The sequence below is a fragment of the Streptomyces sp. 4N124 genome, from assembly GCF_052245395.1.
Lineage (GTDB): Bacteria > Actinomycetota > Actinomycetes > Streptomycetales > Streptomycetaceae > Streptomyces.
Genome location: NZ_JBQQBS010000023.1, coordinates 104,730 through 127,100, shown reverse-complemented (window position 1 = coordinate 127,100; position 22,371 = coordinate 104,730). Strand labels below are relative to the sequence as shown.

Here is a 22,371-nt window from a genome sequence, read left to right as displayed (position 1 = left end):
ACAGTGATGTACAAGCTTTTCTTCCGTCTGGTGTTCCAGCGGATGGACCCGGAGCAGGCCCACCATCTGGCGTTCCGCTGGATCCGACTCGCCGTCCGCATCCCGGTGCTGCGCACGTTCGTCGCGGCCACGCTCGCGCCCCGCTACGAGGAGCTGCGCACCGAGGCGTTCGGGCTGCGCATGCACGGCCCCTTCGGGCTCGCCGCCGGCTTCGACAAGAACGCGATCGCCATCGACGGCATGTCGATGCTGGGCTTCGACCATGTCGAGATCGGAACGGTCACGGGGGAGGCGCAGCCGGGCAATCCCAAGAAGCGGCTGTTCCGGCTGGTGCCGGACCGGGCGCTGATCAACCGCATGGGCTTCAACAACGAGGGCTCACTGGCCGTTGCCGCCCGGCTGGCCTCCCGTACGCCGGTCTTCAAGACCGTGGTCGGCGTGAACATCGGCAAGACCAAGGTCGTCCCTGAGGCAGAGGCGGTCGGGGACTACGTGAAGTCGACGGAGCGTCTCGCGCCGTACGCCGACTACCTGGTCGTGAACGTCTCCTCGCCGAACACGCCCGGCCTGCGCAATCTGCAGGCCGTGGACCATCTGCGTCCCCTCCTGAGCGCCGTCCGTGAGGCCGCCGACCGTGCGGTCACCGACCGCCGCGTCCCGCTGTTGGTGAAGATCGCGCCGGACCTTGCCGACGAGGACGTCGACGCGGTCGCCGACCTGGCCGTCGAGCTCGGTCTGGACGGGATCATCGCCACGAACACCACCATCGCGCGCGAGGGCCTCGGTTTGACATCCGAACCCTCGCTGATCCAGGAGACCGGCGGACTCTCGGGCGCCCCGCTCAAGACGCGCTCCCTGGAGGTGCTGCGCCGCCTCTACGCGCGCGTGGGCGACCGGATCACCCTCGTGGGCGTCGGCGGCATCGAGGACGCCGAGGACGCCTGGCAGCGCATCCTCGCCGGCGCCACCCTGGTCCAGGGCTACAGCGCCTTCGTCTACGAGGGCCCCTTCTACGCCCGCGCCGTCCACAAGGGCCTCGCCGCCCGCCTGAGCACCAGCCCGTACGCCACCCTCGCCGACGCGGTCGGCGCCGACGTAAGGAAGGCCGCATGAGCCCGGAACCCTTCGGTGCACGCCTGCGCCGCGCCATGGACGAGCGTGGCCCGCTGTGCGTCGGCATCGACCCGCACGCCTCCCTGCTCAGCGAGTGGGGCCTGAACGACGACATCGCGGGCCTGGAGCGGTTCAGCCGTACGGTCGTCGAGGCGCTGGCCGACCGGATCGCCGTCCTCAAGCCGCAGAGCGCGTTCTTCGAGCGCTTCGGATCGCGGGGTGTCGCCGTCCTGGAGAAGACGGTCGCTCAGGCCCGGGCTGCCGGTGCGCTGGTCGTGATGGACGCCAAGCGGGGCGACATCGGCTCGACCATGGCCGCGTACGCCGAGTCCTTCCTCCAGAAGGACTCCCCGCTCTTCTCGGACGCGCTGACCGTCTCGCCGTATCTGGGCTACGGCTCGCTCAGCCCGGCCGTCGCACTGGCCCGGGAGAGCGGCACGGGCCTGTTCGTGCTGGCGCTCACCTCGAACCCCGAGGGCCGCGAGGTCCAGCACGCCGTCCGCTCCGACGGGCGGACCGTCGGAGCGACGATGCTGGCACACCTGGCCGCCGAGAACGCGGGGGAGGAGCCGATGGGCTCCTTCGGGGCGGTCGTCGGCGCCACGCTCGGCGATCTGTCGTCGTACGACCTCGACATCAACGGTCCGCTCCTCGCACCCGGGATCGGCGCCCAGGGGGCCACCCCGGCCGACCTTCCCGGGGTCTTCGGCGCCGCGGTGCGCAATGTCGTTCCGAACGTCAGCCGGGGCGTGCTGCGGCACGGGCCCGACGTCGGCGCGCTCCGGGGAGCCGCCGAGCGGTTCGCGGAGGAGATCCGGGCGGCCGTGACCACCGCCTGAGGCGTTCGAACAGGGTCGTACCAGTCCTCCGATGAGTGCCTCGGAACCGACTTGAGCCTGAATACATCCTCAAATCCGGGGCAGTATGTCGTAAATGTCCGTCTCCAGGGAGGCTGACCAGGACTTTTCCGCTGTTCTCGCTGACTCTGGCGGACTTGGCCGCTAGTCTCCGAGCAGAGTGAACGGGCAAGCGTGTTGCTCGTGGCTCCCCAGGTGTGGGGCGACTAGGTTCCTCACCGGTCCGTATCCGACAGTTCAACATCCGAGGTGACGTAGGCGTGGCTCTTCCGCCCCTTACCCCTGAACAGCGCGCAGCCGCGCTCGAAAAGGCCGCCGCGGCTCGCCGGGAGCGGGCCGAGGTCAAGAATCGACTCAAGCACTCCGGCGCCTCCCTTCACGAGGTCATCAAGCAGGGCCAGGAGAACGACGTCATCGGCAAGATGAAGGTCTCCGCCCTCCTCGAGTCCCTGCCGGGCGTGGGCAAGGTCCGCGCCAAGCAGATCATGGAGCGACTCGGCATCTCCGAGAGCCGCCGTGTGCGCGGTCTCGGCTCGAACCAGATCGCTTCCCTGGAGCGTGAGTTCGGCAGCACCGGCTCCTGAGCCCGGCCATGCGGGCAGGGAGTCCCGGGCATGCCGGGATAGCTGGAATAATCGCTGCATGAGTGAACGTCCGCGGCTGACCGTGCTCTCCGGCCCCTCCGGGGTCGGCAAGAGCACGGTCGTCGCCCATATGCGCAAGGAACACCCCGAGGTCTGGCTCTCGGTGTCGGCGACGACCCGTAAGCCCCGCCCCGGCGAGCGGCATGGGGTCCACTACTTCTTCGTCACCGACGAGGAGATGGACAAGCTGATCGCCAATGGCGAGCTGCTGGAGTGGGCGGAATTCGCCGGCAACCGCTACGGCACACCCCGCAGGGCCGTGCTGGAGCGTCTGGAGGCGGGTGAGCCCGTCCTTCTGGAGATCGACCTCCAGGGTGCCCGGCAGGTCCGCGAGTCCATGCCGGAGGCCCAGCTGGTGTTCCTGGCTCCTCCCTCCTGGGAGGAGCTGGTGCGCAGACTCACCGGACGCGGCACCGAGCCGCCCGAGGTGATCGAGCGGCGTCTGGACGCCGCGAAGGTCGAGCTGGGGGCCGAGCCGGAGTTCGATGTGACCTTGGTCAACACCTCCGTCGAGGACGTGGCGCGCGAGCTGCTAGCCTTGGTGGACGTTGTGTGATCGTTTTCGATCTCATCCCATCTGTCGGAAGGTAGAGCGTGTCCTCTTCCATCACCGCGCCCGAGGGCATCATCAACCCGCCGATCGACGAGTTGCTTGAGGCCACTGACTCGAAGTACAGCCTGGTGATCTACGCGGCCAAGCGTGCCCGTCAGATCAACGCGTACTACTCGCAGCTCGGCGAGGGTCTCCTTGAGTACGTCGGTCCGCTCGTCGACACCCACGTCCACGAGAAGCCGCTCTCGATCGCCCTGCGTGAGATCAACGCGGGTCTGCTGACGTCCGAGGCCGTTGAGGGTCCGGCGCAGTAGTATTTACAGCTTGCAGCTGACTTTTCCACAGGCCCGGCAGCGCGACTGCCGGGCCTGTGGTGTGTAGTGGAGTCGTACGTTTGCCGAGTTCGGGGAGAGACGGTGGACAAGCCCAAGGTCGTTCTGGGGGTCAGCGGAGGTATCGCCGCGTACAAGGCCTGTGAGCTGCTGCGCAGGCTCACAGAGTCCGGCCATGACGTGCGAGTCGTGCCGACCGCCTCCGCCCTGCACTTCGTCGGCGCCGCCACCTGGTCCGCGCTCTCCGGCCACCCGGTCTCGACGGAGGTCTGGGACGACGTCCACGAGGTCCCGCACGTCCGCATCGGCCAGCACGCCGATCTGGTGGTCGTCGCCCCGGCGACCGCCGACATGCTTGCGAAGGCGGCCCACGGCCTCGCCGACGACCTGCTCACCAACACTCTCCTCACCGCCCGCTGCCCGGTCGTCTTCGCCCCCGCCATGCACACGGAGATGTGGGAGCACCCGGCCACCCAGGAGAACGTGGCGACGCTGCGCCGCCGCGGTGCGGTCGTCATCGAACCGGCCGTGGGCCGCCTCACCGGCGTCGACACCGGCAAGGGCCGGCTGCCCGATCCGGCCGAGATCTTCGAGGTCTGCCGTCGCGTCCTCGCCCGAGGAGTGACGGAACCCGACCTGGCCGGCCGGCACATCGTCGTCAGCGCGGGGGGCACCCGTGAGCCCCTCGACCCGGTCCGTTTCCTCGGCAACCGTTCCTCCGGCAAGCAGGGCTACGCCCTCGCCCGCACCGCCGCGGCGCGCGGCGCCCGAGTGACCCTGATCGCCGCGAACGCGGCCCTGCCCGACCCGGCGGGTGTCGATGTCGTCCCCGTCGGGACGGCCGTACAACTGCGGGAGGCGGTGCTCAAGGCGGCCGCGGACGCCGACGCCGTCGTCATGGCCGCCGCGGTCGCGGACTTCCGCCCGGCGACCTACGCGGCCGGAAAGATCAAGAAGAAGGACGGCCAGGACCCGGACCCCATCGTGCTGGTACGGAATCCGGACATCCTCGCGGAGATCTCGGCCGACCGCGCCCACCCCGGACAGGTGATCGTCGGCTTCGCCGCCGAGACGGACGACGTCCTGGCCAACGGCCGTAAGAAGCTGGCACGCAAGGGCTGTGACCTGCTGGTGGTGAACGAGGTGGGGGAGCGCAAGACGTTCGGCGCCGAGGAGAACGAGGCGGTCGTGCTGGGCGCCGACGGCACCGAGACCCCCGTCCCGCGCGGCCCCAAGGAAGCCCTGGCCGAAACCGTGTGGGACCTGGTGGCCCAGCGGCTGCGCTGAATGTTTCATTCGCTTCACGGCTCTCGTAAGCCTCGGACATAGAGGTGTGGCACCCCTGGCCAAGGTCACCGTAGATTGGGCAGAATGCCCGTGCCGCAGGTCACAGTGCTCCCGAGTGGCGAGACAGGAGGACCGGCGGCCGAGCCGACCGATAAACTGTTCTCGGACGGAGCCGGGCGCAGCCCCCGAGCCCGTCCGACCATGATCAGCCAGCAGCCGCTGCAACCCCAGGGAGCGTTGTGTCCCGTCGCCTGTTCACCTCGGAGTCCGTCACCGAGGGCCACCCCGACAAGATCGCTGACCAGATCAGCGACACCATTCTCGACGCGCTTCTGCGCGAGGACCCGACGTCCCGGGTCGCCGTCGAGACGCTGATCACGACCGGCCAGGTGCATGTGGCCGGTGAGGTCACCACCAAGACGTACGCGGACATCGCGACGCTTGTCCGCAACAAGGTCCTCGAGATCGGCTACGACTCCTCGAAGAAGGGCTTCGACGGCGCCTCCTGCGGCGTGTCGGTGTCCATCGGCGCGCAGTCCCCGGACATCGCGCAGGGCGTCGACACGGCGTACGAGAACCGCGTCGAGGGCGACGAGGACGAGCTGGACAAGCAGGGCGCGGGCGACCAGGGCCTGATGTTCGGCTACGCGACGGACGAGACGCCGACGCTGATGCCGCTGCCCATCTTCCTGGCGCACCGTCTGTCGAAGCGCCTGTCCGAGGTCCGCAAGAACGGCACCATCCCGTACCTGCGCCCCGACGGCAAGACCCAGGTCACCATCGAGTACGACGGCGACAAGGCCGTCCGCCTCGACACGGTCGTGGTCTCCTCCCAGCACGCGAGCGACATCGACCTGGAGTCCCTGCTCGCCCCCGACATCCGCGAGTTCGTCGTGGAGGCGGAGCTGAAGGCGCTCCTCGACGAGGGCATCAAGCTCGACACCGAGAACTACCGCCTGCTGGTCAACCCGACCGGCCGGTTCGAGATCGGCGGCCCGATGGGCGACGCCGGCCTCACCGGCCGCAAGATCATCATCGACACGTACGGCGGCATGGCCCGCCACGGTGGCGGCGCGTTCTCCGGCAAGGACCCGTCCAAGGTGGACCGTTCGGCCGCCTACGCGATGCGCTGGGTCGCAAAGAACGTGGTGGCCGCGGGCCTGGCCACCCGCTGCGAGGTCCAGGTCGCCTACGCGATCGGCAAGGCCGAGCCGGTCGGTCTCTTCGTCGAGACCTTCGGCACCGCCAAGATCGACCACGAGAAGATCGAGAAGGCGATCGACGAGGTCTTCGACCTCCGTCCGGCCGCCATCATCCGCGACCTCGACCTCCTCCGCCCGATCTACGCCCAGACCGCGGCGTACGGCCACTTCGGCCGTGAGCTCCCCGAGTTCACCTGGGAGCGCACGGACCGCGTGGAGGCACTGCGGCAGGCGGCGGGGCTGTAGGTCCCACGGCTTTCTGCGAGGCCCGGTGCCCTTCGGGGCGCCGGGCCTCGGTGCGTTTCCGGCCCCGGGGACTCGGGCGCCGCTGGTTGTCAGTGGCGTTTGGAAGAATGCAAGTGTGAGCAGCGAGAACGGGCAAGGGGATGGTGGCGTGGAGGGTGCGCCGCCTGAGCAGCTCGCGCTCATTCGGGAGAGTGTGCGTCAGGCGAAGGCACCTCGGGCGAAGCCGCGGACGTGGCGGGGGGCCGCGTTGGCGAAGGAGTTGCCTGTTGCGCGGGTGCTGGTGGACAAGGGGGTGCTGCATCTTGATCGGTACTTCGACTATGCGGTGCCCGAGGAGCTCGATGCCGAGGCACAGCCGGGGGTGCGGGTCCGGGTGCGGTTCGGGGCCGGGCGGCATCGGGTGCGGGACGGGCGGCGTGAGGGCGGCGGGCTGATCGACGGGTTTCTCGTCGAGCGGCGGGCGGAGTCCGACTACGCGGGGCCGCTGGCCGCGCTGGCCCAGGTGGTGTCGCCCGAGCCCGTGTTGAGCGAGGAACTGCTCGGATTGGCCCGCGCTGTTGCCGATCGGTATGCCGGGAGTCTCGCCGATGTGTTGCAGCTTGCGGTGCCGCCGCGCAGTGCGCGGGCCGAGCAACGGCCATCGCCCGAGCCGTTGTCCGCGCCCGGGGTGCCGGATGCGGGGTCATGGGCGCGGTACGAGCGAGGGGGCGCGTTTCTTGAGGCGTTGGCCTCCGGGGGTGCGCCGCGTGCCGTGTGGAATGCGTTGCCCGGTGCCGATGCTTGGAGCGATGAGCTGGCCCGGGCCGTTGTGGCGACGCTCGCCTCCGGACGCGGGGCGCTGGTCGTGTTGCCGGACGGGCGGGCCGTAGCACGGGTCGACGCCGCGTTGACCTCGCTGCTGGGGGAGGGGCGGCATGCGGTGCTCACCGCCGATGCCGGGCCCGAGAAGCGGTATCGGGAGTGGCTGGCGGTGCGGCGGGGGTCCGTGCGAGCCGTCGTGGGGACGCGGGCCGCGATGTTCGCCCCGGTTCAGGATCTCGGGCTCGTCGCCATCTGGGACGACGGCGACGACAGCCACAGCGAGCAGCATGCGCCGCAGCCGCATGCCCGTGAGGTGCTGTTGCTCCGGGCAGCCCAGGACAAGTGCGCCTTTCTGCTGGGCAGTTGGAGCTGCACGGTGGAGGCCGCGCAGCTCGTCGAGAGCGGGTGGGCGGTGCCACTGGTGGCGGCGCGCGAGCAGGTGCGGGGCGCCGCGCCGCTCGTACGGACCGTGGGGGACGGGGATCTCGCGCGGGACGAGGCCGCGCGGGCGGCACGGCTGCCGAGCCTTGCCTGGAAGGTCGTCAGGGATGCCTTGCGCACCGGGCCGGTGCTGGTGCAGGTGCCGCGGCGGGGGTATGTGCCGCGGATGGCGTGTGCGCAGTGCCGGGCTCCCGCGCGCTGCCGGCATTGCGCCGGGCCGATGGAGGCGCAGGACGCCGGGGCGTTGCGGTGCGGCTGGTGTGGGCGCGAGGAGGGTGCCTGGCACTGTCCGGAGTGCGGGGCGTTCCGGCTGCGGGCGCAGGTCGTGGGGGCGCGACGGACCGCCGAGGAACTGGGGCGTGCCTTCCCGGCCGTTCCGGTGCGGACGTCGGGGCGTGAACATGTGCTGGACACCGTCCCGGGGGCTCCGGCGCTGGTCGTGAGTACCCCCGGGGCCGAGCCGGTTGCCGAGGGCGGATATGCGGCGGCCCTGCTGCTGGACGGTTGGGCCATGCTCGGGCGGCCCGATCTGCGAGCCGGTGAGGACGCGTTGCGGCGGTGGATCGCCGCGTCGGCGCTTGTCCGGCCGCAGGGGGACGGCGGCACCGTGGTGGTCGTCGCCGAACCCACGTTGCGGCCCGTGCAGGCGCTGGTGCGGTGGGATCCCGTCGGCCATGCGGTACGGGAGCTCGGTGAGCGCGCCGAGCTGGGGTTTCCGCCGGTGTCGCGGATGGCTGCCGTGACCGGGCCGGGGGAGGCGGTCGCCGAGTTCCTGGAGGCGGTGGAACTGCCGCGGGAGGCCCAGGTGTTGGGTCCCGTGCCGGTGCCTGTCACCGCTGCGGGGGGACCGCGGCGGGTGGGGGCGCCGCCGCCCGGGGAGCACTGGGACCGGGCCTTGGTCCGGGTGCCGCCGGGGCGGGGGGCTGCGCTGGCTGCCGCGTTGAAGGCCGCACAGGCTGCGCGGATGGCCAAGGGGGGCGGGGAGGCGGTTCGGGTTCGGGTTGATCCGCCTGACATTGGATGAGGGTGGCGATCCGCGACTTCGGTGGGGGGTGTTGGGCGGTGGTGCGGTGATCGGCTGCGGTTCGGCAGCGCCCCGAAGGGGCGCGGGGAACTGCGCGACCAGCCCCCACCGGGCCCGCAGAATGCATACCCCCTCTCCACGTCCTTTGTTCCTGCTCCCGCCAGTGGGCGGGCAGGGCATGCTTCTGCCCTCCCGGTTCCGTCCCGGGAGGGCAGTGCGGGTGTCGTCAGCCGTTGCGCGGGCCCGGGAAGGCCGTCGGCCTGGCCTCGTCGCGGAGGGCCGGGCTGCCTGCCGTCGGCTGGGTCGGCATGGAGCGGGCGGCGGGGACCGTCGGCATCGTGGGGAACCCGGTGTTGACGTTGACCGTGCGGGCGCTCTTCGGCTCCGCGGGACGCTCGGCCTCGGTGGCCGTCTGCGTCGCGGCACGGCGTGAGCCGTAACGGCGGTGCACGGCCTGCTTGGTGACGCCGAGTGCGGAGCCCACCGCGTCCCATGAGAAGCCGAGGGAGCGGTCGAAATCCACGGCGGCCGTGACCAGGGTCTCGACACTGTCGCGCAGTTCTTGCGCGAGGCGGACCGTCGGGGCGGGGGCGCGTCCGTAGACGACGAAGCCCGTGGACGGGCCGGAGCGGCGCGGGCGGTAGACGTTGCCCAACTGGGCGGTGAGTGTGCGCAGTGCGTCCACCTGCCGGCGGACCCGCTCGATGTCCCGCACCAGCAAGTGCAGGCTGGCCCGAGCCTGGGCGTCGTGGGTTGCGTGGTCGGCCATGAACAAGCCTCTCGAACCGGCGTTGAAAAGGATCGGGCCGCGCGACGTGCGGCCCGTTGTGGTCAACTCTTTCTTGACCAACGCGGATTCGCTCCGCGGGTCACGCAGAGGGGGCGTATGGGCATATGCGTGCGCCCTTGTCACTCGGGCGTACGCTGGCGCTCCGCTGGAAGCCCGGTGTGCCGGCTGCGGGTCCGTCGTGGCTGGTCGCGCCCACGCGGCGGAGCCGCACATTGATACAGCCCCTCGCCCCTTCTGGGCGCTGAGGTTCCGGAGGCCATCCCGAGCCCGCCCCCATAGACTGGTGCGTCGCCCGCATCCAACACCCGCCCGAGAGGCCCGTACCCACCCATGAAGCTCGTCTTCGCCGGTACCCCCGAGGTCGCCGTTCCCGCACTGGACGCTCTGATCGCCTCCGGGCGGCACGAGGTGGCCGCCGTCGTCACGCGGCCCGATGCGCCGGCCGGGCGGGGACGCAGGCTGGTCGCGAGTCCGGTCGCCGAGCGGGCGGCGGAGGCCGGGATCGAGGTGCTGAAGCCCGCCAAGCCGCGGGACCCCGCATTCCTGGAGCGGCTCAAGGAGATCGCGCCGGACTGCTGTCCGGTCGTGGCGTACGGCGCCCTGCTGCCCCGCGTGGCCCTCGACATCCCCGCCCACGGCTGGGTCAATCTGCACTTCTCGCTGCTGCCCGCCTGGCGGGGAGCGGCACCCGTGCAGCACTCCATCATGGCGGGCGACGAGATCACGGGCGCCTCGACCTTCCTCATCGAAGAGGGGCTCGACTCCGGGCCCGTCTACGGCACCGTGACCGAGACGATCCGGCCCACCGACACCAGCGGCGACCTGCTGACCCGGCTCGCCTTCGCCGGCGCCGGGCTGCTCGCCGCGACCATGGACGGCATCGAGGACGGCACCCTGAAGGCGGTACCGCAGCCGACCGAAGGCATCACCGTGGCCCCGAAGATCACCGTCGAGGACGCCCACATCGACTGGTCGGCGCCCGCACTGCGGGTCGACCGCGTCGTACGCGGGTGCACTCCGGCGCCCGGAGCCTGGACCACCTTCCACGGTGAGCGGCTCAAGCTCATCCAGGTCACCACCCTGCCCGACCGCGACGAGCTCGCCCCGGGTGTCCTCTCCGTAGGCAAGAACCATGTGTACGTCGGTACGGGCTCGTACGCCGTCGAGCTGCTCTGGGTCCAGGCCCAGGGCAAGAAGCCGATGCGGGCGGCCGACTGGGCGCGTGGCGTGCGGGACGCCGACGGCGAGACGCTCGGCGCGTAGCGCGGCGGCCCCCGGCGTCGACGTACGCTGGGGCACATCCCCCTTGTTGGGGACACCCCCTTCATGGGGGCACATCTCCCCCCTTTCATCCGGAGCACCTTTTACGTGAGTGAGCAGTCCCGCCGGCCCCGCAAGCCCTACCGCCGGCCCAAGAAGGACCCCGTCCGCTTCCTCGCCTTCGAGGCGCTCAGGGCGGTGGACGAGCGCGACGCGTACGCCAACCTCGTCCTGCCCCCGCTGCTCAGGAAGGCGCGGGAGAAGGGCGACTTCGACGGGCGGGACGCCGCGCTCGCGACCGAGCTGGTGTACGGGACGCTGCGGCGGCAGGGGACGTACGACGCCGTCATCGCCGCCTGTGTGGACCGGCCCCTGCGTGACGTCGACCCGCCCGTGCTCGATGTGCTGAGCCTCGGTGTGCATCAGCTGCTCGGGACGCGGATCCCCACGCACGCCGCCGTGTCCGCCTCCGTCGAGCTGGCCCGGGTCGTGCTCGGCGACGGGCGGGCCAAGTTCGTCAACGCCGTCCTCAGGAAGGTCGCGCAGGACGATCTCGACGGGTGGCTCGCCAAGGTCGCTCCGCCCTATGACGACGATCCCGAGGAGCATCTCGCCGTCGTCCACTCCCACCCCCGCTGGGTCGTCTCCGCACTGTGGGACTCCCTCGGCGGCAGCCGCGCCGGGATCGAGGAGCTGCTGGAGGCCGACAACGAGCGGCCCGAGGTCACCCTGGTCGCCCGGCCCGGGCGGGCCACGGCCGAGGAACTGCTCGGCGAGGAGGCCGCGGTGCCGGGGCGCTGGTCGCCGTATGCCGTACGGCTCACCGAGGGCGGCGAGCCCGGTGCGATCGAGGCCGTGCGGGAGGGGCGGGCCGGTGTGCAGGACGAGGGCAGTCAGCTCGTCGCGCTCGCTCTTGCCAACGCGCCGATCGACGGCACCGACGAGAAGTGGCTCGACGGGTGTGCCGGTCCCGGCGGCAAGGCCGCGCTGCTGGCCGCCCTCGCCGCCGAGCGGGGGGCGATGCTCGTCGCCTCCGAGAAGCAGCCGCACCGGGCGGGGCTGGTCGCGAAGGCGCTCCAGGGGAACCCCGGTCCGTATCAGGTGATCGCCGGCGACGGGACCCGGCCGCCGTGGCTGCCCGGCTCCTTCGACCGGGTGCTGATGGACGTGCCGTGCACCGGGCTCGGGGCGCTGCGGCGGCGGCCCGAGGCGCGCTGGCGGCGGCGTCCCGAGGATCTCGACGGGTTCGCTCCGCTGCAGCGCGCCCTGTTGCGCACCGCGCTCGAATCGGTGCGGGTCGGCGGAGTCGTCGGCTACGCCACCTGCTCGCCGCATCTCGCCGAGACCCGGGCCGTCGTCGACGACGTGCTCAAGCACGATCCGCACGCCGAACTCCTCGACGCCCGCCCGATGCTGCCGGGCGTACCGGACCTCGGCGACGGTCCCGACGTACAGCTGTGGCCGCATCGGCACGGGACCGACGCGATGTATCTGGCGCTCATCCGCCGGACTGCGTGACGCTCTTCGCGGGTTCGCGGGCCATGGCCTGCCCGTCCTCCTTCGCCAGCTGGTGCGGCCACCAGACCTTCGGGCCGACGTCCAGGAACAGGGACGTGACCAGGATCGAGCGGACGATGAAGGTGTCCAGCAGGACGCCGAGGGCGACCGTGAAGCCGATCTCCGCGAAGGCGACCATCGGGAGCGTGCCGAGGGCGGCGAACGTGCCGGCCAGGACCAGGCCGGCGGAGGTGATGACCGCGCCGGTCGCCGCGAGGCCCGTGATGACACCTGGTCGGGTGCCCTGTCGGGCCGCCTCCTCGCGGATGCGGGTGGTCAGGAAGATGTTGTAGTCGATGCCCAGGGCCACCAGGAAGACGAAGACGAACAGCGGGAAGTCCGTCGACTCGCCCGCGTAGTCGAAGACGTACCGGAAGGCCAGGGCGCTGATGCCGAGTGCCGCCGCGAACGACAGGATCACCGTCCCGATCAGCAGCAACGGGGCGATCAGGGCGCGGAGCAGGACACAGAGGATCAGCAGTACGACCACCAGCACCAGCGGGATGATCAGGATGTTGTCGTGCGTGGTCGCCTCGTCCATGTCCAGCAGGGCCGCCGTACCGCCGCCCACCTGGGCGTCGGCGTCCGGCACCGCGTGCACGGCGTCGCGGACCCGTTCGACCGTCTGCTTCGCGGCCTCGCTGTCGGCCGGGTCGGTCATCGTGGCCTCGAAGAGGACCTTGCCCTCGAAGGACGGTTTCGTGCCCGGTGGCAGGCCCAGCGATTCGGGGACGACGCCCTCGGTCGCGGCGACCGCCTGGCCCACCTGCTGGGCCTGCGCCTGGTTGCTGACGATCACGAGCGGATCGCCGCTGCCCGCCGGGAAGTAGCGCTCCGAGACCTCCTGGCCGGTGATCGAGTCCGGGGTACCGGTGAACGCGTCCGCGTTGCTGATGCCCTCGGCACGCAGCTGGATCAGGCCGAGCGAGCAGACCGCCAGGATCAGCGCGGTCACGCCCCAGACCATGCGCGGACGGAGGGACATACGGCGTCCCATACGGGCCCAGACGCCTCGCTCGGTCGGGTCGGGGGAGCCGTGGTGCGGGATCACCGGCCAGAAGATCCAGCGGCCGAAGATCACCAGCAGGGCCGGGAACAGCGACATCATCGCCAGCAGCGCGACGGCGACGCCGATCGCGGCGACCGGGCCGAGGCCGCGGGTCGAGTTCATCTCGGCGGCCAGCAGCACCAGCATGCTCAGTACGACCGTGGCGCCGGACGCGATCACCGCGGGACCGGCGCGGTGCAGAGCCAGGGCCATCGCCTCGTGCCGGTCCTCGTGGCGGCGGAGTTCTTCCCGGTAGCGGGCGACGAGGAGCAGGGCATAGTCCGTCCCCGCGCCGAAGACGAGCACGGTGAGGATGCCCGCGCTTTGGCCGTTCACCGTCAGGCCCGCGTTCTCGGCGAGGAAGTAGATCAGGGCCTGTGCGGTGAACAGGGCGGCGATCACGGAGAGCAGCGGGATCAGCAGGAGCGAGGGGCTGCGGTACGTCAGCAGCAGCATGATGATGACGACGCCCATCGCGGACACCAGCAGCGTCGAGTCGATGCCCTCGAAGGCCTCGGAGAAGTCCGCGGAGGTGCCGCCCGGTCCGGTGATGTGCACGGCGAGCCCGTCGCCGCCTTCGCCGACGTCGTCACGGATCGAGTCGACCGCGGGCGCGATGCGCTCCCAGCCCTTCTCGTCCATGGTGATCGGGATGTAGATCTGGGCGGCCCGCGGGTCGGTCTCCCGGTCGAAGGTCGGGCCGCGGGTCTCGGCGCCCCGGATGCCGTGGTCGGTGAGCTGCTTGAGCTGCCGTACATCCTCGGTGATCTGCGCCCGGTCCTGCGCGGTCAGGCCGCTCTCGCGGGCGTAGATGACGATCGCCGGGATGGTCTCGGGCCTGAAGTCCTCCGAGATCTCCAGGACTTGGGTCGATTCGGCGGACCCGGGCAGCCAGGAGGCGGCGTCGTTGTCCTGGGCGTCGGTGAGTTTCTGCGCGAACGGCGCCGTCAGGAAGAGCACCGCCAGCCACAGCACCAGCACGACCCATTTGGCGCGCCGTCCGCACACCAGGTGGGCGATGCCCTTGGTGCCCGTCGTGATCTCGGACTTCGTCTCGGAACTGGTCCCCGTCATGGCCACCCCCGCAGCCGTCCGTGGAGCCGGTGGGCGGCCCAGCATGGCACGCCCGGCCCTCGTACAACATCCGATGAACGTCTTAGGTACGGACCGAGGCGAACATTCGTGCCCGGACATGGGAGGCTTGGGTCATGGCCGTGCAGATCAACCCCAGCATCCTGTCCGCCGACTTCGCCCGGCTCGCCGAAGAGACGAAGGCGGTCGAAGGGGCCGACTGGCTCCACGTCGACGTCATGGACAACCATTTCGTCCCGAACCTCACGCTCGGCGTGCCGGTCGTAGAGTCGTTGGCCCGTGCGACGGACACCCCGCTGGACTGCCATCTGATGATCGAGGACCCTGATCGGTGGGCACCTCAGTACGTCGAAGCGGGTGCCGGTTCCGTCACGTTCCATATCGAGGCGGCCTCCGCTCCCGTGCGGTTGGCCCGGGAGATCCGGACCAAGGGTGCCCGTGCCTCCATGGCGCTCAAGCCGGCGACGCCCATCGAGCCGTACGAGGATCTGCTCCCCGAGCTCGACATGCTGCTGATCATGACGGTCGAGCCGGGTTTCGGTGGCCAGGCGTTCCTCGACATCATGCTTCCGAAGATTCGCCGCACCCGCGAGTTGATCAGCAAGCACGGCCTGGAGCTGTGGCTCCAGGTCGACGGTGGAGTCTCGGCGGCCACGATCGAGCGTTGCGCGGAGGCCGGAGCCGATGTCTTCGTGGCGGGTTCGGCGGTGTACGGCGCCGCCGATCCGGCCGACGCGGTACGTGCATTGCGCACCCAGGCGGAGGCGGCCACGGCCGTCGCGTCCTGGGCGTGCGACCACTGAGCCAAGGGAACGTGAACGGCGCCCTTCGGGGCGGATCAAGCGGGCCGGATCTGCAAGGATGAACAGCGAATCCAGAGTGTGAACAGCAGTGAGGAGAGCGCCGTGTCGGCAATGTCGGCGGGCCGGTCAGCCATGCGGATGGGACCCGCTGAGCTGGTGCAGGCGGCGGCCATGGCCCGCCGCTTCTACCTCGAGGGCAAGTCCAAGATCCAGATCGCCGAGGAGTTCGGCGTCAGCCGCTTCAAGGTGGCCCGGGTCCTGGAGACCGCTCTCGAACGGGATCTCGTACGGATCGAGATCCGCGTCCCGGCCGAACTGGACGCCGAGCGCTCCGACGCGCTGCGCGCCCGCTACGGCCTCAGGCATGCCGTCGTGGTCGAGTCCCCGGCCGAGCCCGAGGACTCGCCCGATCCCGAGAACCTCGGTGAGGTGGCCGCCGACCTGCTCGGCGAACTCGTCAACGAGGGCGATGTGCTCGGTCTGGCCTGGGGCCGCTCCACCATCCACATGGCCGCGGCCCTCGACCGGCTGCCGCCGTGCACGGTGGTGCAGCTGACGGGCGTGTACGACGCCGGGACCGCCGAGCGCGGTTCGGTGGAGGCCGTGCGCCGGGCCGCCCAGGTGTCCGGCGGTGACGCGCACCCCATCTACGCGCCGATGCTGCTGCCGGACGCGGCCACGGCGGCGGCGCTGCGGAACCAGACCGGGATCGCGCGGGCCTTCGAGTACTTCGACAAGGTCACGGTCGCCTGTGTCTCCATCGGCTCCTGGGAGCCGGGCATCTCGACGGTGTACGACATGCTCAGCGACGAGGAGCGGGCGCACTACTCGTCCCTCGGTGTCGCCGCCGAGACGTCCGCGCACCTCTTCGACGCCGATGGCCGCCGGGTCGGACGGGACCTGGGCGAGCGGTGCATCACGGTCAAGGCCGACCAGCTCCGCCGTATCCCCGAGGTCGTGGCGATCGCGGGCGGAGCGCGGAAGGCGGGCGCGATCGACGCGGTGCTGCGGTCGGGGCTCGTGACCAGCCTGGTGACGGACACGTCCGCGGCCGACCACCTGATGACGACGGGGTCGACGCCTCGGCCCGCGCTCAACCGGGCGGATCCGGACGGGCCCTGACGGTCCTTCAGGGCAGGGCGTGACGGGAGAGCCGTGGGCAGCATCGGTCAGTTTTCAAGAAGCCGATGCCGCCGCGGCTTCCTAGCATCGGGGGTGTTCCCAACCGATCGCGCAGAAGGATGCCTGTCATGCCGAACGCAGAGAAGTCCGCCAAGAGCACGACCGCCACGTCCTACGACGGCTTCACGGACGAAGAGCGGGCCGCGATGAAGGAGCACGCTCAGGAGCTCAAGGCCGTGCGCGGTGGGAAGCGCAAGACCAAGGCCGACGCGGAAGCCGCCGTGCTCGAGAAGATCGCCGAGATGCCGGAAGCGGACCGCGTGATCGCCGAGCGGCTGCACGCTCTCATCAAGGAGAGCGCGCCGGAGCTGGCGCCGAAGCTCTGGTACGGGATGCCTGCGTACGCCAAGAACGGCAAGGTGCTCTGCTTCGTGCAGGCCGCGGCCAAGTTCAAGTCCCGCTATCTGACGCTCGGCTTCGACGACTCGGCCATGCTCGACGACGGCACCATGTGGCCGACCGCCTTCGCCGTGACGGAACTGACCCCCGCCCACGAGAAGACGATTGCCGCGCTCGTGCGGAAGGCGGTGCGCTGAGGCGCCGGACCGGCGTCAGCGCGACTGCAGCGCGTCCAGGGCCACCGCCTGCGCGAGCATCAGGCGACGGTCGAACCGGTCGTCCTCGATCCGGAGCACGTAGTGGTCACGGAAGCGGGTCTTCTTCTCGAAGAAGCCCACGTTCCGGCCGTCCGTGTCGACGAAGTCGAAGTGGTACTTCCAGATGAAGGGCAGGTCGCCGATGAACGGCAGCAGCCCCCACACGCGCCGGAAGAGGGCCAGGGCGGCGTTGCGCTCCTGAACGGTCAGGGCAGGCAGGCCCGGCTGGTCGAGCGTCCATGTCGAGCGCAGCAGCGACTTGCCGAACTTCTTGCCGAACACGCCTATCGGCTGCCCGCCGCCGGTGACGTCATAGGCGCTGGCGAGGTCGACGACCTTGCGGGCCTTGAAGCCGCCGAAGACGGCTTGCTTCGACTCATCGGTGTAGAGGGTGACCTCTTCCTTGAACTTCATGCGCTTCTGCTCGACGAAGGCGACCTTCGCACCGGGCCCGCCGGCGCCGTCGTCGGCGAAGATCTCGTAGCGGTTGACCATCATGGTCACCCGCTGGTGGATGTGGAACTGCCGCTGGGACTGCACAGCGCCGACGTCCATGGGCTCCCCTTCACACGATGGCGCTCGGCAGCGTACAGGCCGTGGCCGGCGGTGGCGACGCGCTGCCGGCCCTGCGGCAGAATGACCACCACACCGATGATCACTACGAATCGTTCAGGGCGGTACTGAGATGACGGAAGTCGTGGTCACGCTGGACCTCGACGGGGTCACGGACAAGGCGGGCCTGATGGACCGCTGCGCCCGTGCCCTGTCGCTGCCCGACTGGTTCGGCCGCAACTGGGACGCGCTGGCCGACTCGCTCTCCGACCACACCGTCTGGCCCGACGGCGCCGTGGAGCAGGGGCTGCTGGTCGTCGTACGGAACTGGCAGCCGTACGCCGTCGCGCGCCCGGGCGAGTGGGAGACCGCGCAGGAGGTGTTCGGGCAGGCGGCCGACAAGGCGCCGGCGTTGACCGTGGCGCTGGCTCTTGGTCGAGCATGACCCTGCGTTCAGTGGCCCACGTCGTGATCGCCCGCTTCGATGAGGCCGCTTTCATAGGCGAAGATCACGATCTGGATGCGGTCGCGCAGCCCGAGCTTGGTGAGGATGCTCGACACATGTGACTTGACGGTGGCGGCACCGATGACGAGTTGCTCGGCGATTTCGGCGTTGCTCGCGCCGCGGGCGACGGCGGTCATGATCTCGCGTTCGCGGCCGGTGAGCCGGTCCAGGCGGGCTGCGACGGCGGCGTTGACGGTACGGTGCTGCGCGAACCTGTCGATGAAGCGTCGGGTGATCGAGGGGGCCAGCAGCGTTCCGCCCTCGGCCACGGTGCGTACGGCGGTGGCCAGTTGCTCAGGGGGAATGTCCTTGAGTACGAAGGCACTGGCGCCGGAGCGCAGCGCCTTGTAGACGTACTCGTCCGGGTCGAACGTGGTCAGGATCAGCACCTTGGGACCCCAGTCGGCCTCCTGAAGGATCCGGGAGGTCGCTTCGAGGCCGTCCATCTCGGGCATGCGGATGTCCATGAGGATCACGTCCGGACGGTGCAGGCGTGCCGCCTCGATCACCTCGAAGCCGTTGCCCGCCTCAGCCACGACCTCGATGTCGTGGTGGACCCGGAGAATCATGGCGAAGCCGCGCCGTACCAGCGCCTGGTCGTCGGCCACGACGACGCGGATGCTCACGTGGTCTCCCCCTTGACGGGCAGATGGGCGGCGAGCCGGAATCCGCCGCCGGGACGTGGCCGGGCGTCGAGGCTTCCGCCGAGCAGATGGGCTCTTTCGCGCATGCCGACGATGCCGTGGCCGGGTGGCCCCTTGGGTGCGGCCGGCGCGGCCTGGACGCTGCCGTGGCCGTCGTCGAGCACCTCGATGGTGATGCCGTCGCTCTCGTCGCGCAGCTGCACCTGGGTGCGGGTGCGAGGTCCGCTGTGTTTGAGCACGTTGGTGAGGGCCTCCTGGACGATGCGGTACGCGGAGAGGTCCACGCGGGCCGGGAGAGGGTCTCGGATGCCGTTCGTGACCGAGATGTCCAGACCCGCCTCGCGGACCTCGGCCACGAGCCGGGGCAGCTCGGCCAGACCCGGCTGGGGCCCCAGATCATCGCGCTCCGCGTCCGGCCGCAACACTCCCAGCAGGTGCCGCAGTTCGTCCAGCGCCTGGCGTCCCGCCTCCTCCACCGCCGCCATCGCCTCCAGGGCACCCTGCGGATCCTCGGCGGCCACCATCCGGGCCGCACCGGCCTGCACCGTCATCATGCTCACCCGGTGGGCGACCACATCGTGCAGTTCCCGCGCGATGTGGCTGCGTTCCTCGGTCACGATGCGCCGCGCCTCGGCGGCCTGTTCCCGGAGGAGCCGGGCGGCACGCCCGGCGCGAAGCCGTAGGCGCCGGCCGAGGTACCAGGCCCCCGACATGACGAGGGCGCCGAAGACGATGTCTCCCCAGGGGAGGGAAAGCAGGAGGCCGTCGATCGTGAGCGCGGCGATGGCCGCGACGACGCCGAGGGGACCCCACCGGGTGTCGTCGGAGTGCCGCCCGACGCTGTACAGCGCGACGATCACCATCCCGCCCAGAGTGGAGTGGCTGCTTCCCAGCGTCCCGGCCCACGCGGCGAGCACCACGCACAGCACCGCGAGCGGACTGCTCCGACGCCGGTAGAGCGCCGCGCCGGCCACCAGGATGAGCAGGAGCGCCGGATGGAGGATGCCCGAGACCGGGCGGACGACCATCGTGTCCCCCGGCCCTCCCTCCAGGAGCATCGTCGGCACGAACAGCGCCATGGCGAGGACGGCGTCCGCGGTGCGCGGCCAGCGCGTGAACGGGTCGCGGAACCTGCCCGGCACGCTGCGGCCCGGCGTCTCGGCATGCGGCGCCCTGCGATTCATCGAGGCTCCATCAAGAGGCGTCCGGGGCCTGGCGCAGGTCATCGGGACGCACCGGGCAGGTCATCGTAAGTCCGGCTCACAGGCACCGTCACCCGCCTGTGGACGGATCCGGTCCTCCGCCGCCGGCAGGAGGCAACCGCCCTGTTCTCCCCGTCGCGCGCGGGAGGGCCGAACCCGCCGCGGGGCGGGAGACGGTACCGGCGCCGACGCCCACGATGGGACTGCTCGCTCCCACTGCCGCCGAACGCCGGTCCGGTGCAGCCGACCGGCGGCCAACCACGGGATCCAGGTCGGCAGTTGACGTCGCTCGGCAGCAGACCGCAGGAGCCCGGTCGTCACGTGCCGCCGGTCGGCACCCGTCTCACAGGAGCCCACCACCATGAACCGACTCACGCGCCGCATCGGCGACGCGAGCGCCCGCCGACCGTGGGTGACCATCGCCGCCTGGCTGGCGGCCCTGGCACTCGTGCTGCCCCTGGCCGGCCTTGCGGGCGGCTCGTTCGTCGACGACCTCGTCGCTCCCGGCAGCCAGAGCGAGGAGGCGATGCAACTCCTCGAAGAACGCTTCCCCGAAGCATCCGGCGGCAGCGCCACGACGGTGTTCGCCGCGCCGGAAGGGGAGCGGATCGACCGCCACCGCCCTGCCATCGAGGCGGCCGTCGCCCGGATCGCCGATGTGGAGCACGTCGCCACGGTCACCGATCCCTTCACCGCCGGCACGGTCTCGCCCGACGGACGGATCGGCTTGGTCCACGTCACCTTCGACATACCGACGATGGACGTGCATCCCGAGCAGATCGATGCCCTGAACAGCGCCATCGAACCCGTACGTGGCGACGGTGTCGTCGCCGAACTCGGCGGCGACACCGTCTTCATCAATGCCGAGACGCCGACCTCGGGCGCGGAGGCGGCGGGCCTGCTGGCCGCCCTGGTCATCCTGGTGGTCGTCTTCGGCACGATCGTGGCCGCGCTGGTCCCGATCGCGCTCGCCCTCGTCGCCGTCGCCGCCGGACTGGGCGGCATCACGCTGCTCGCCCACGCGATGGACGTCTCCACAGCCGCCCCCACCATCGGCGCGATGGTCGGCCTGGGCGTCGGTATCGACTACGCCCTGTTCGTCGTGGCCCGCTACCGCGAGAACCACGCCGCCGGCCAGGACAACTCCACCGCGCTGTCGAACGCCATGGCGTCGTCGGGCGCGGCCGTCCTGTTCGCCGGCGGCACCGTCGTCGTGGCGATGACCGCGCTCGCAGTGACCGGCCTGGGCTTTCTGACCTCGATCGGTCTGAGCACCTCGCTGGTCGTGCTGTTCGCCGTGGCGACCGCCCTGACGCTGCTGCCCGCACTGCTGTCCCTGCTGGGCGACCGCATGCACAAGCGGCGGCGCCGGGGCCTGCGCACGCGCCGGGTGAACAAGCCCGAGGAGACCGCGTGGTGGCGGTTCGCCCACCGCGTCTCCGGTCGGCCGTGGCCGTATCTGCTGGTCGCGTCCGCGGCGTTGCTGGCGCTGGCCGCCCCGGCGCTGCGCATGGAGACGGGCTTTCCCGACGCGGGCGACGACGCGACCAGCACCACCCATCGCCGTGCCTACGACCTGATGGCGGAGGGCTTCGGCCCGGGCTTCAACGCCCCTCTGCTGATCGTTGCCGACCTGCGCAGCCCCGGCGTGGACGCCGAGGGCATCCCCGAGCTGTCCCGCCGCCTCGCCGACGACCCCGGCATCGCCTCGGTCGGCGAGCCCCAGATCTCCGCGGCGGGGGACACCGTCGTCCTGCCCACGCTTCCCACCACCGCCCCCGCGGACGCCGCGACCTCCCACACCCTCGAACGCATCCGCGACGTCGTCCCCGACAACGTCGCCGTGTCGGGCCTGACCGCCATGACCGACGACCTCACCCGGCAACTCGCCGACACACTCCCCGTCTTCATCGCCGCGATCATCGTGGTGTCGTTCCTGCTGCTGATGCTGGTGTTCCGCTCCATCGCGGTACCGCTGAAGGCGGCCGTGATGAACCTGCTGTCCATCGGCGGCGCGTACGGCGTCGTGGTGGCCGTCTTCCAGTGGGGCTGGCTGGGGGGACTGTTCAACCTGGAGGAGACCCTGCCGATCGCCTCACCCATGCCGACGATCTTCTTCGCGGTCCTGTTCGGCCTGTCCATGGACTACGAGGTGTTCCTGCTGTCGCGCGTCCGCGAGGAGTACGACGCCACGGGCGACCCCAAGGAGTCGGTGGCTCGCGGCATGGCGGTCACGGGCCGCGTCATCACCTCCGCCGCGTTGATCATGACCGTGGTGTTCCTCAGCTTCGTGGTCAATCCCTCGCCGCTCGTCAAGATGATGGGCCTGGGGCTGGCGACGGCCGTCGTGCTCGATGCCACGATCGTCCGGATGGTGCTCGTCCCCGCGTCGATGGCGTTGCTGGGACGCGCCGCCTGGTGGCTGCCCCGCCCCCTCGACCGGCTGCTGCCCCGCACCAGCACGGAGGGTGCCGCCGACGTCCCACCCCCGCCGGAGCCCGCGCTCGTCCCCAGCCGTCAGTGACAGGGACGTCCTCGGTCCTCGGCTCGCCGGTCGTACAAGCACTCGGGTAACGTTTTGTTGCAAGGCAGGTTCCTGCCCGGCACAGGAGTCCCCGTACCTCCTAGGAGGATCACATG

General features: G+C 70.7%; 20 protein-coding genes. 15 read left to right on the top strand and 5 right to left on the bottom strand.

Annotated features, from left to right (window positions below):
- Positions 1-6: 6 nt before the first annotated feature.
- From ACTWQO_RS23695 to ACTWQO_RS23660, 8 genes are all read left to right on the top strand, one after another.
- A complete protein-coding gene (locus tag ACTWQO_RS23695; protein WP_443239345.1) occupies positions 7-1,113 on the top strand; it encodes a quinone-dependent dihydroorotate dehydrogenase in 1,107 nt (368 codons plus the stop codon).
- A complete protein-coding gene (gene pyrF / locus ACTWQO_RS23690; RefSeq protein WP_443239344.1) occupies positions 1,110-1,952 on the top strand; it encodes an orotidine-5'-phosphate decarboxylase in 843 nt (280 codons plus the stop codon). Before ACTWQO_RS23695 ends, pyrF begins: the two co-directional genes overlap by 4 nt.
- Positions 1,953-2,230: 278 nt before the next feature.
- The gene (locus tag ACTWQO_RS23685) at positions 2,231-2,554 is read left to right on the top strand and encodes an integration host factor (protein WP_003977346.1); all 324 of its coding nucleotides are present in this window, start codon (positions 2,231-2,233) and stop codon (positions 2,552-2,554) included.
- A gap of 58 nt (positions 2,555-2,612) precedes the next feature.
- Positions 2,613-3,170: a guanylate kinase gene (gmk, locus tag ACTWQO_RS23680; RefSeq protein WP_443239343.1), complete on the top strand. Its 558-nt coding sequence runs from the start codon at positions 2,613-2,615 to the stop codon at positions 3,168-3,170.
- Positions 3,171-3,208: 38 nt separating this feature from the next.
- On the top strand, positions 3,209-3,481 hold the full coding sequence (gene rpoZ, locus ACTWQO_RS23675; RefSeq protein ID WP_003982715.1) for a DNA-directed RNA polymerase subunit omega: 273 nt from the start codon (positions 3,209-3,211) through the stop codon (positions 3,479-3,481).
- 102 nt (positions 3,482-3,583) lie between these two features.
- Positions 3,584-4,786, top strand: a complete 1,203-nt coding sequence (gene coaBC, locus ACTWQO_RS23670; protein ID WP_443239342.1) for a bifunctional phosphopantothenoylcysteine decarboxylase/phosphopantothenate--cysteine ligase CoaBC — start codon at positions 3,584-3,586, stop codon at positions 4,784-4,786.
- A 239-nt stretch (positions 4,787-5,025) separates the two neighbouring features.
- The gene (gene metK / locus ACTWQO_RS23665) at positions 5,026-6,234 is read left to right on the top strand and encodes a methionine adenosyltransferase (RefSeq protein ID WP_443239341.1); all 1,209 of its coding nucleotides are present in this window, start codon (positions 5,026-5,028) and stop codon (positions 6,232-6,234) included.
- A 115-nt stretch (positions 6,235-6,349) separates the two neighbouring features.
- The gene (locus ACTWQO_RS23660; protein ID WP_443239340.1) at positions 6,350-8,500 is read left to right on the top strand and encodes a primosomal protein N'; all 2,151 of its coding nucleotides are present in this window, start codon (positions 6,350-6,352) and stop codon (positions 8,498-8,500) included.
- 226 nt (positions 8,501-8,726) lie between these two features.
- On the opposite strand, the gene ACTWQO_RS23655 is transcribed toward ACTWQO_RS23660, so the two are convergent.
- Positions 8,727-9,269, bottom strand: a complete 543-nt coding sequence (locus ACTWQO_RS23655) for a hypothetical protein (RefSeq protein ID WP_443239339.1) — start codon at positions 9,267-9,269, stop codon at positions 8,727-8,729.
- A 351-nt stretch (positions 9,270-9,620) separates the two neighbouring features.
- Here ACTWQO_RS23655 and fmt point away from each other — a divergent pair, with 351 nt between their 5' ends.
- Both fmt and ACTWQO_RS23645 read left to right on the top strand, forming a co-directional pair.
- Entirely contained in the window at positions 9,621-10,553 is a 933-nt protein-coding gene (gene fmt, locus ACTWQO_RS23650) for a methionyl-tRNA formyltransferase (RefSeq protein ID WP_443239338.1), read from the top strand.
- 105 nt (positions 10,554-10,658) lie between these two features.
- A complete protein-coding gene (locus ACTWQO_RS23645; RefSeq protein ID WP_443239337.1) occupies positions 10,659-12,068 on the top strand; it encodes an RsmB/NOP family class I SAM-dependent RNA methyltransferase in 1,410 nt (469 codons plus the stop codon).
- On the opposite strand, the gene ACTWQO_RS23640 is transcribed toward ACTWQO_RS23645, so the two are convergent.
- Entirely contained in the window at positions 12,049-14,229 is a 2,181-nt protein-coding gene (locus tag ACTWQO_RS23640; RefSeq protein ID WP_443239336.1) for an MMPL family transporter, read from the bottom strand. The genes ACTWQO_RS23645 and ACTWQO_RS23640 overlap by 20 nt on opposite strands.
- Positions 14,230-14,363: 134 nt before the next feature.
- On the opposite strand from ACTWQO_RS23640, the gene rpe reads away from it, so the two are divergent.
- The 3 genes from rpe (at position 14,364) to ACTWQO_RS23625 (ending at position 16,768) form a co-directional block, all read left to right on the top strand.
- A complete protein-coding gene (gene rpe, locus ACTWQO_RS23635) occupies positions 14,364-15,050 on the top strand; it encodes a ribulose-phosphate 3-epimerase (RefSeq protein ID WP_443239335.1) in 687 nt (228 codons plus the stop codon).
- Positions 15,051-15,128: 78 nt separating this feature from the next.
- Positions 15,129-16,172, top strand: a complete 1,044-nt coding sequence (locus tag ACTWQO_RS23630; RefSeq protein ID WP_443239334.1) for a sugar-binding transcriptional regulator — start codon at positions 15,129-15,131, stop codon at positions 16,170-16,172.
- A 128-nt stretch (positions 16,173-16,300) separates the two neighbouring features.
- Entirely contained in the window at positions 16,301-16,768 is a 468-nt protein-coding gene (locus ACTWQO_RS23625) for an iron chaperone (protein ID WP_443239333.1), read from the top strand.
- A gap of 15 nt (positions 16,769-16,783) precedes the next feature.
- Here the strand turns inward: ACTWQO_RS23625 and ACTWQO_RS23620 are convergent, their stop codons facing one another.
- Entirely contained in the window at positions 16,784-17,383 is a 600-nt protein-coding gene (locus tag ACTWQO_RS23620; protein WP_443239332.1) for a hypothetical protein, read from the bottom strand.
- A gap of 130 nt (positions 17,384-17,513) precedes the next feature.
- Here ACTWQO_RS23620 and ACTWQO_RS23615 point away from each other — a divergent pair, with 130 nt between their 5' ends.
- Positions 17,514-17,825: a barstar family protein gene (locus tag ACTWQO_RS23615; RefSeq protein ID WP_443239331.1), complete on the top strand. Its 312-nt coding sequence runs from the start codon at positions 17,514-17,516 to the stop codon at positions 17,823-17,825.
- A gap of 8 nt (positions 17,826-17,833) precedes the next feature.
- On the opposite strand, the gene ACTWQO_RS23610 is transcribed toward ACTWQO_RS23615, so the two are convergent.
- Together ACTWQO_RS23610 and ACTWQO_RS23605 are read right to left on the bottom strand one after the other, a co-directional pair.
- Positions 17,834-18,511 carry a response regulator gene (locus ACTWQO_RS23610; RefSeq protein ID WP_443239330.1) on the bottom strand — a complete coding sequence of 226 codons (678 nt, stop codon included), beginning with the start codon at positions 18,509-18,511 and terminating at the stop codon, positions 17,834-17,836.
- Positions 18,508-19,713, bottom strand: coding sequence for a sensor histidine kinase (locus ACTWQO_RS23605; protein ID WP_443239329.1), 1,206 nt, complete (start codon positions 19,711-19,713; stop codon positions 18,508-18,510). Before ACTWQO_RS23605 ends, ACTWQO_RS23610 begins: the two co-directional genes overlap by 4 nt.
- A gap of 379 nt (positions 19,714-20,092) precedes the next feature.
- On the opposite strand from ACTWQO_RS23605, the gene ACTWQO_RS23600 reads away from it, so the two are divergent.
- Entirely contained in the window at positions 20,093-22,255 is a 2,163-nt protein-coding gene (locus tag ACTWQO_RS23600; RefSeq protein WP_443239328.1) for an MMPL family transporter, read from the top strand.
- Positions 22,256-22,371 lie beyond the last annotated feature (116 nt).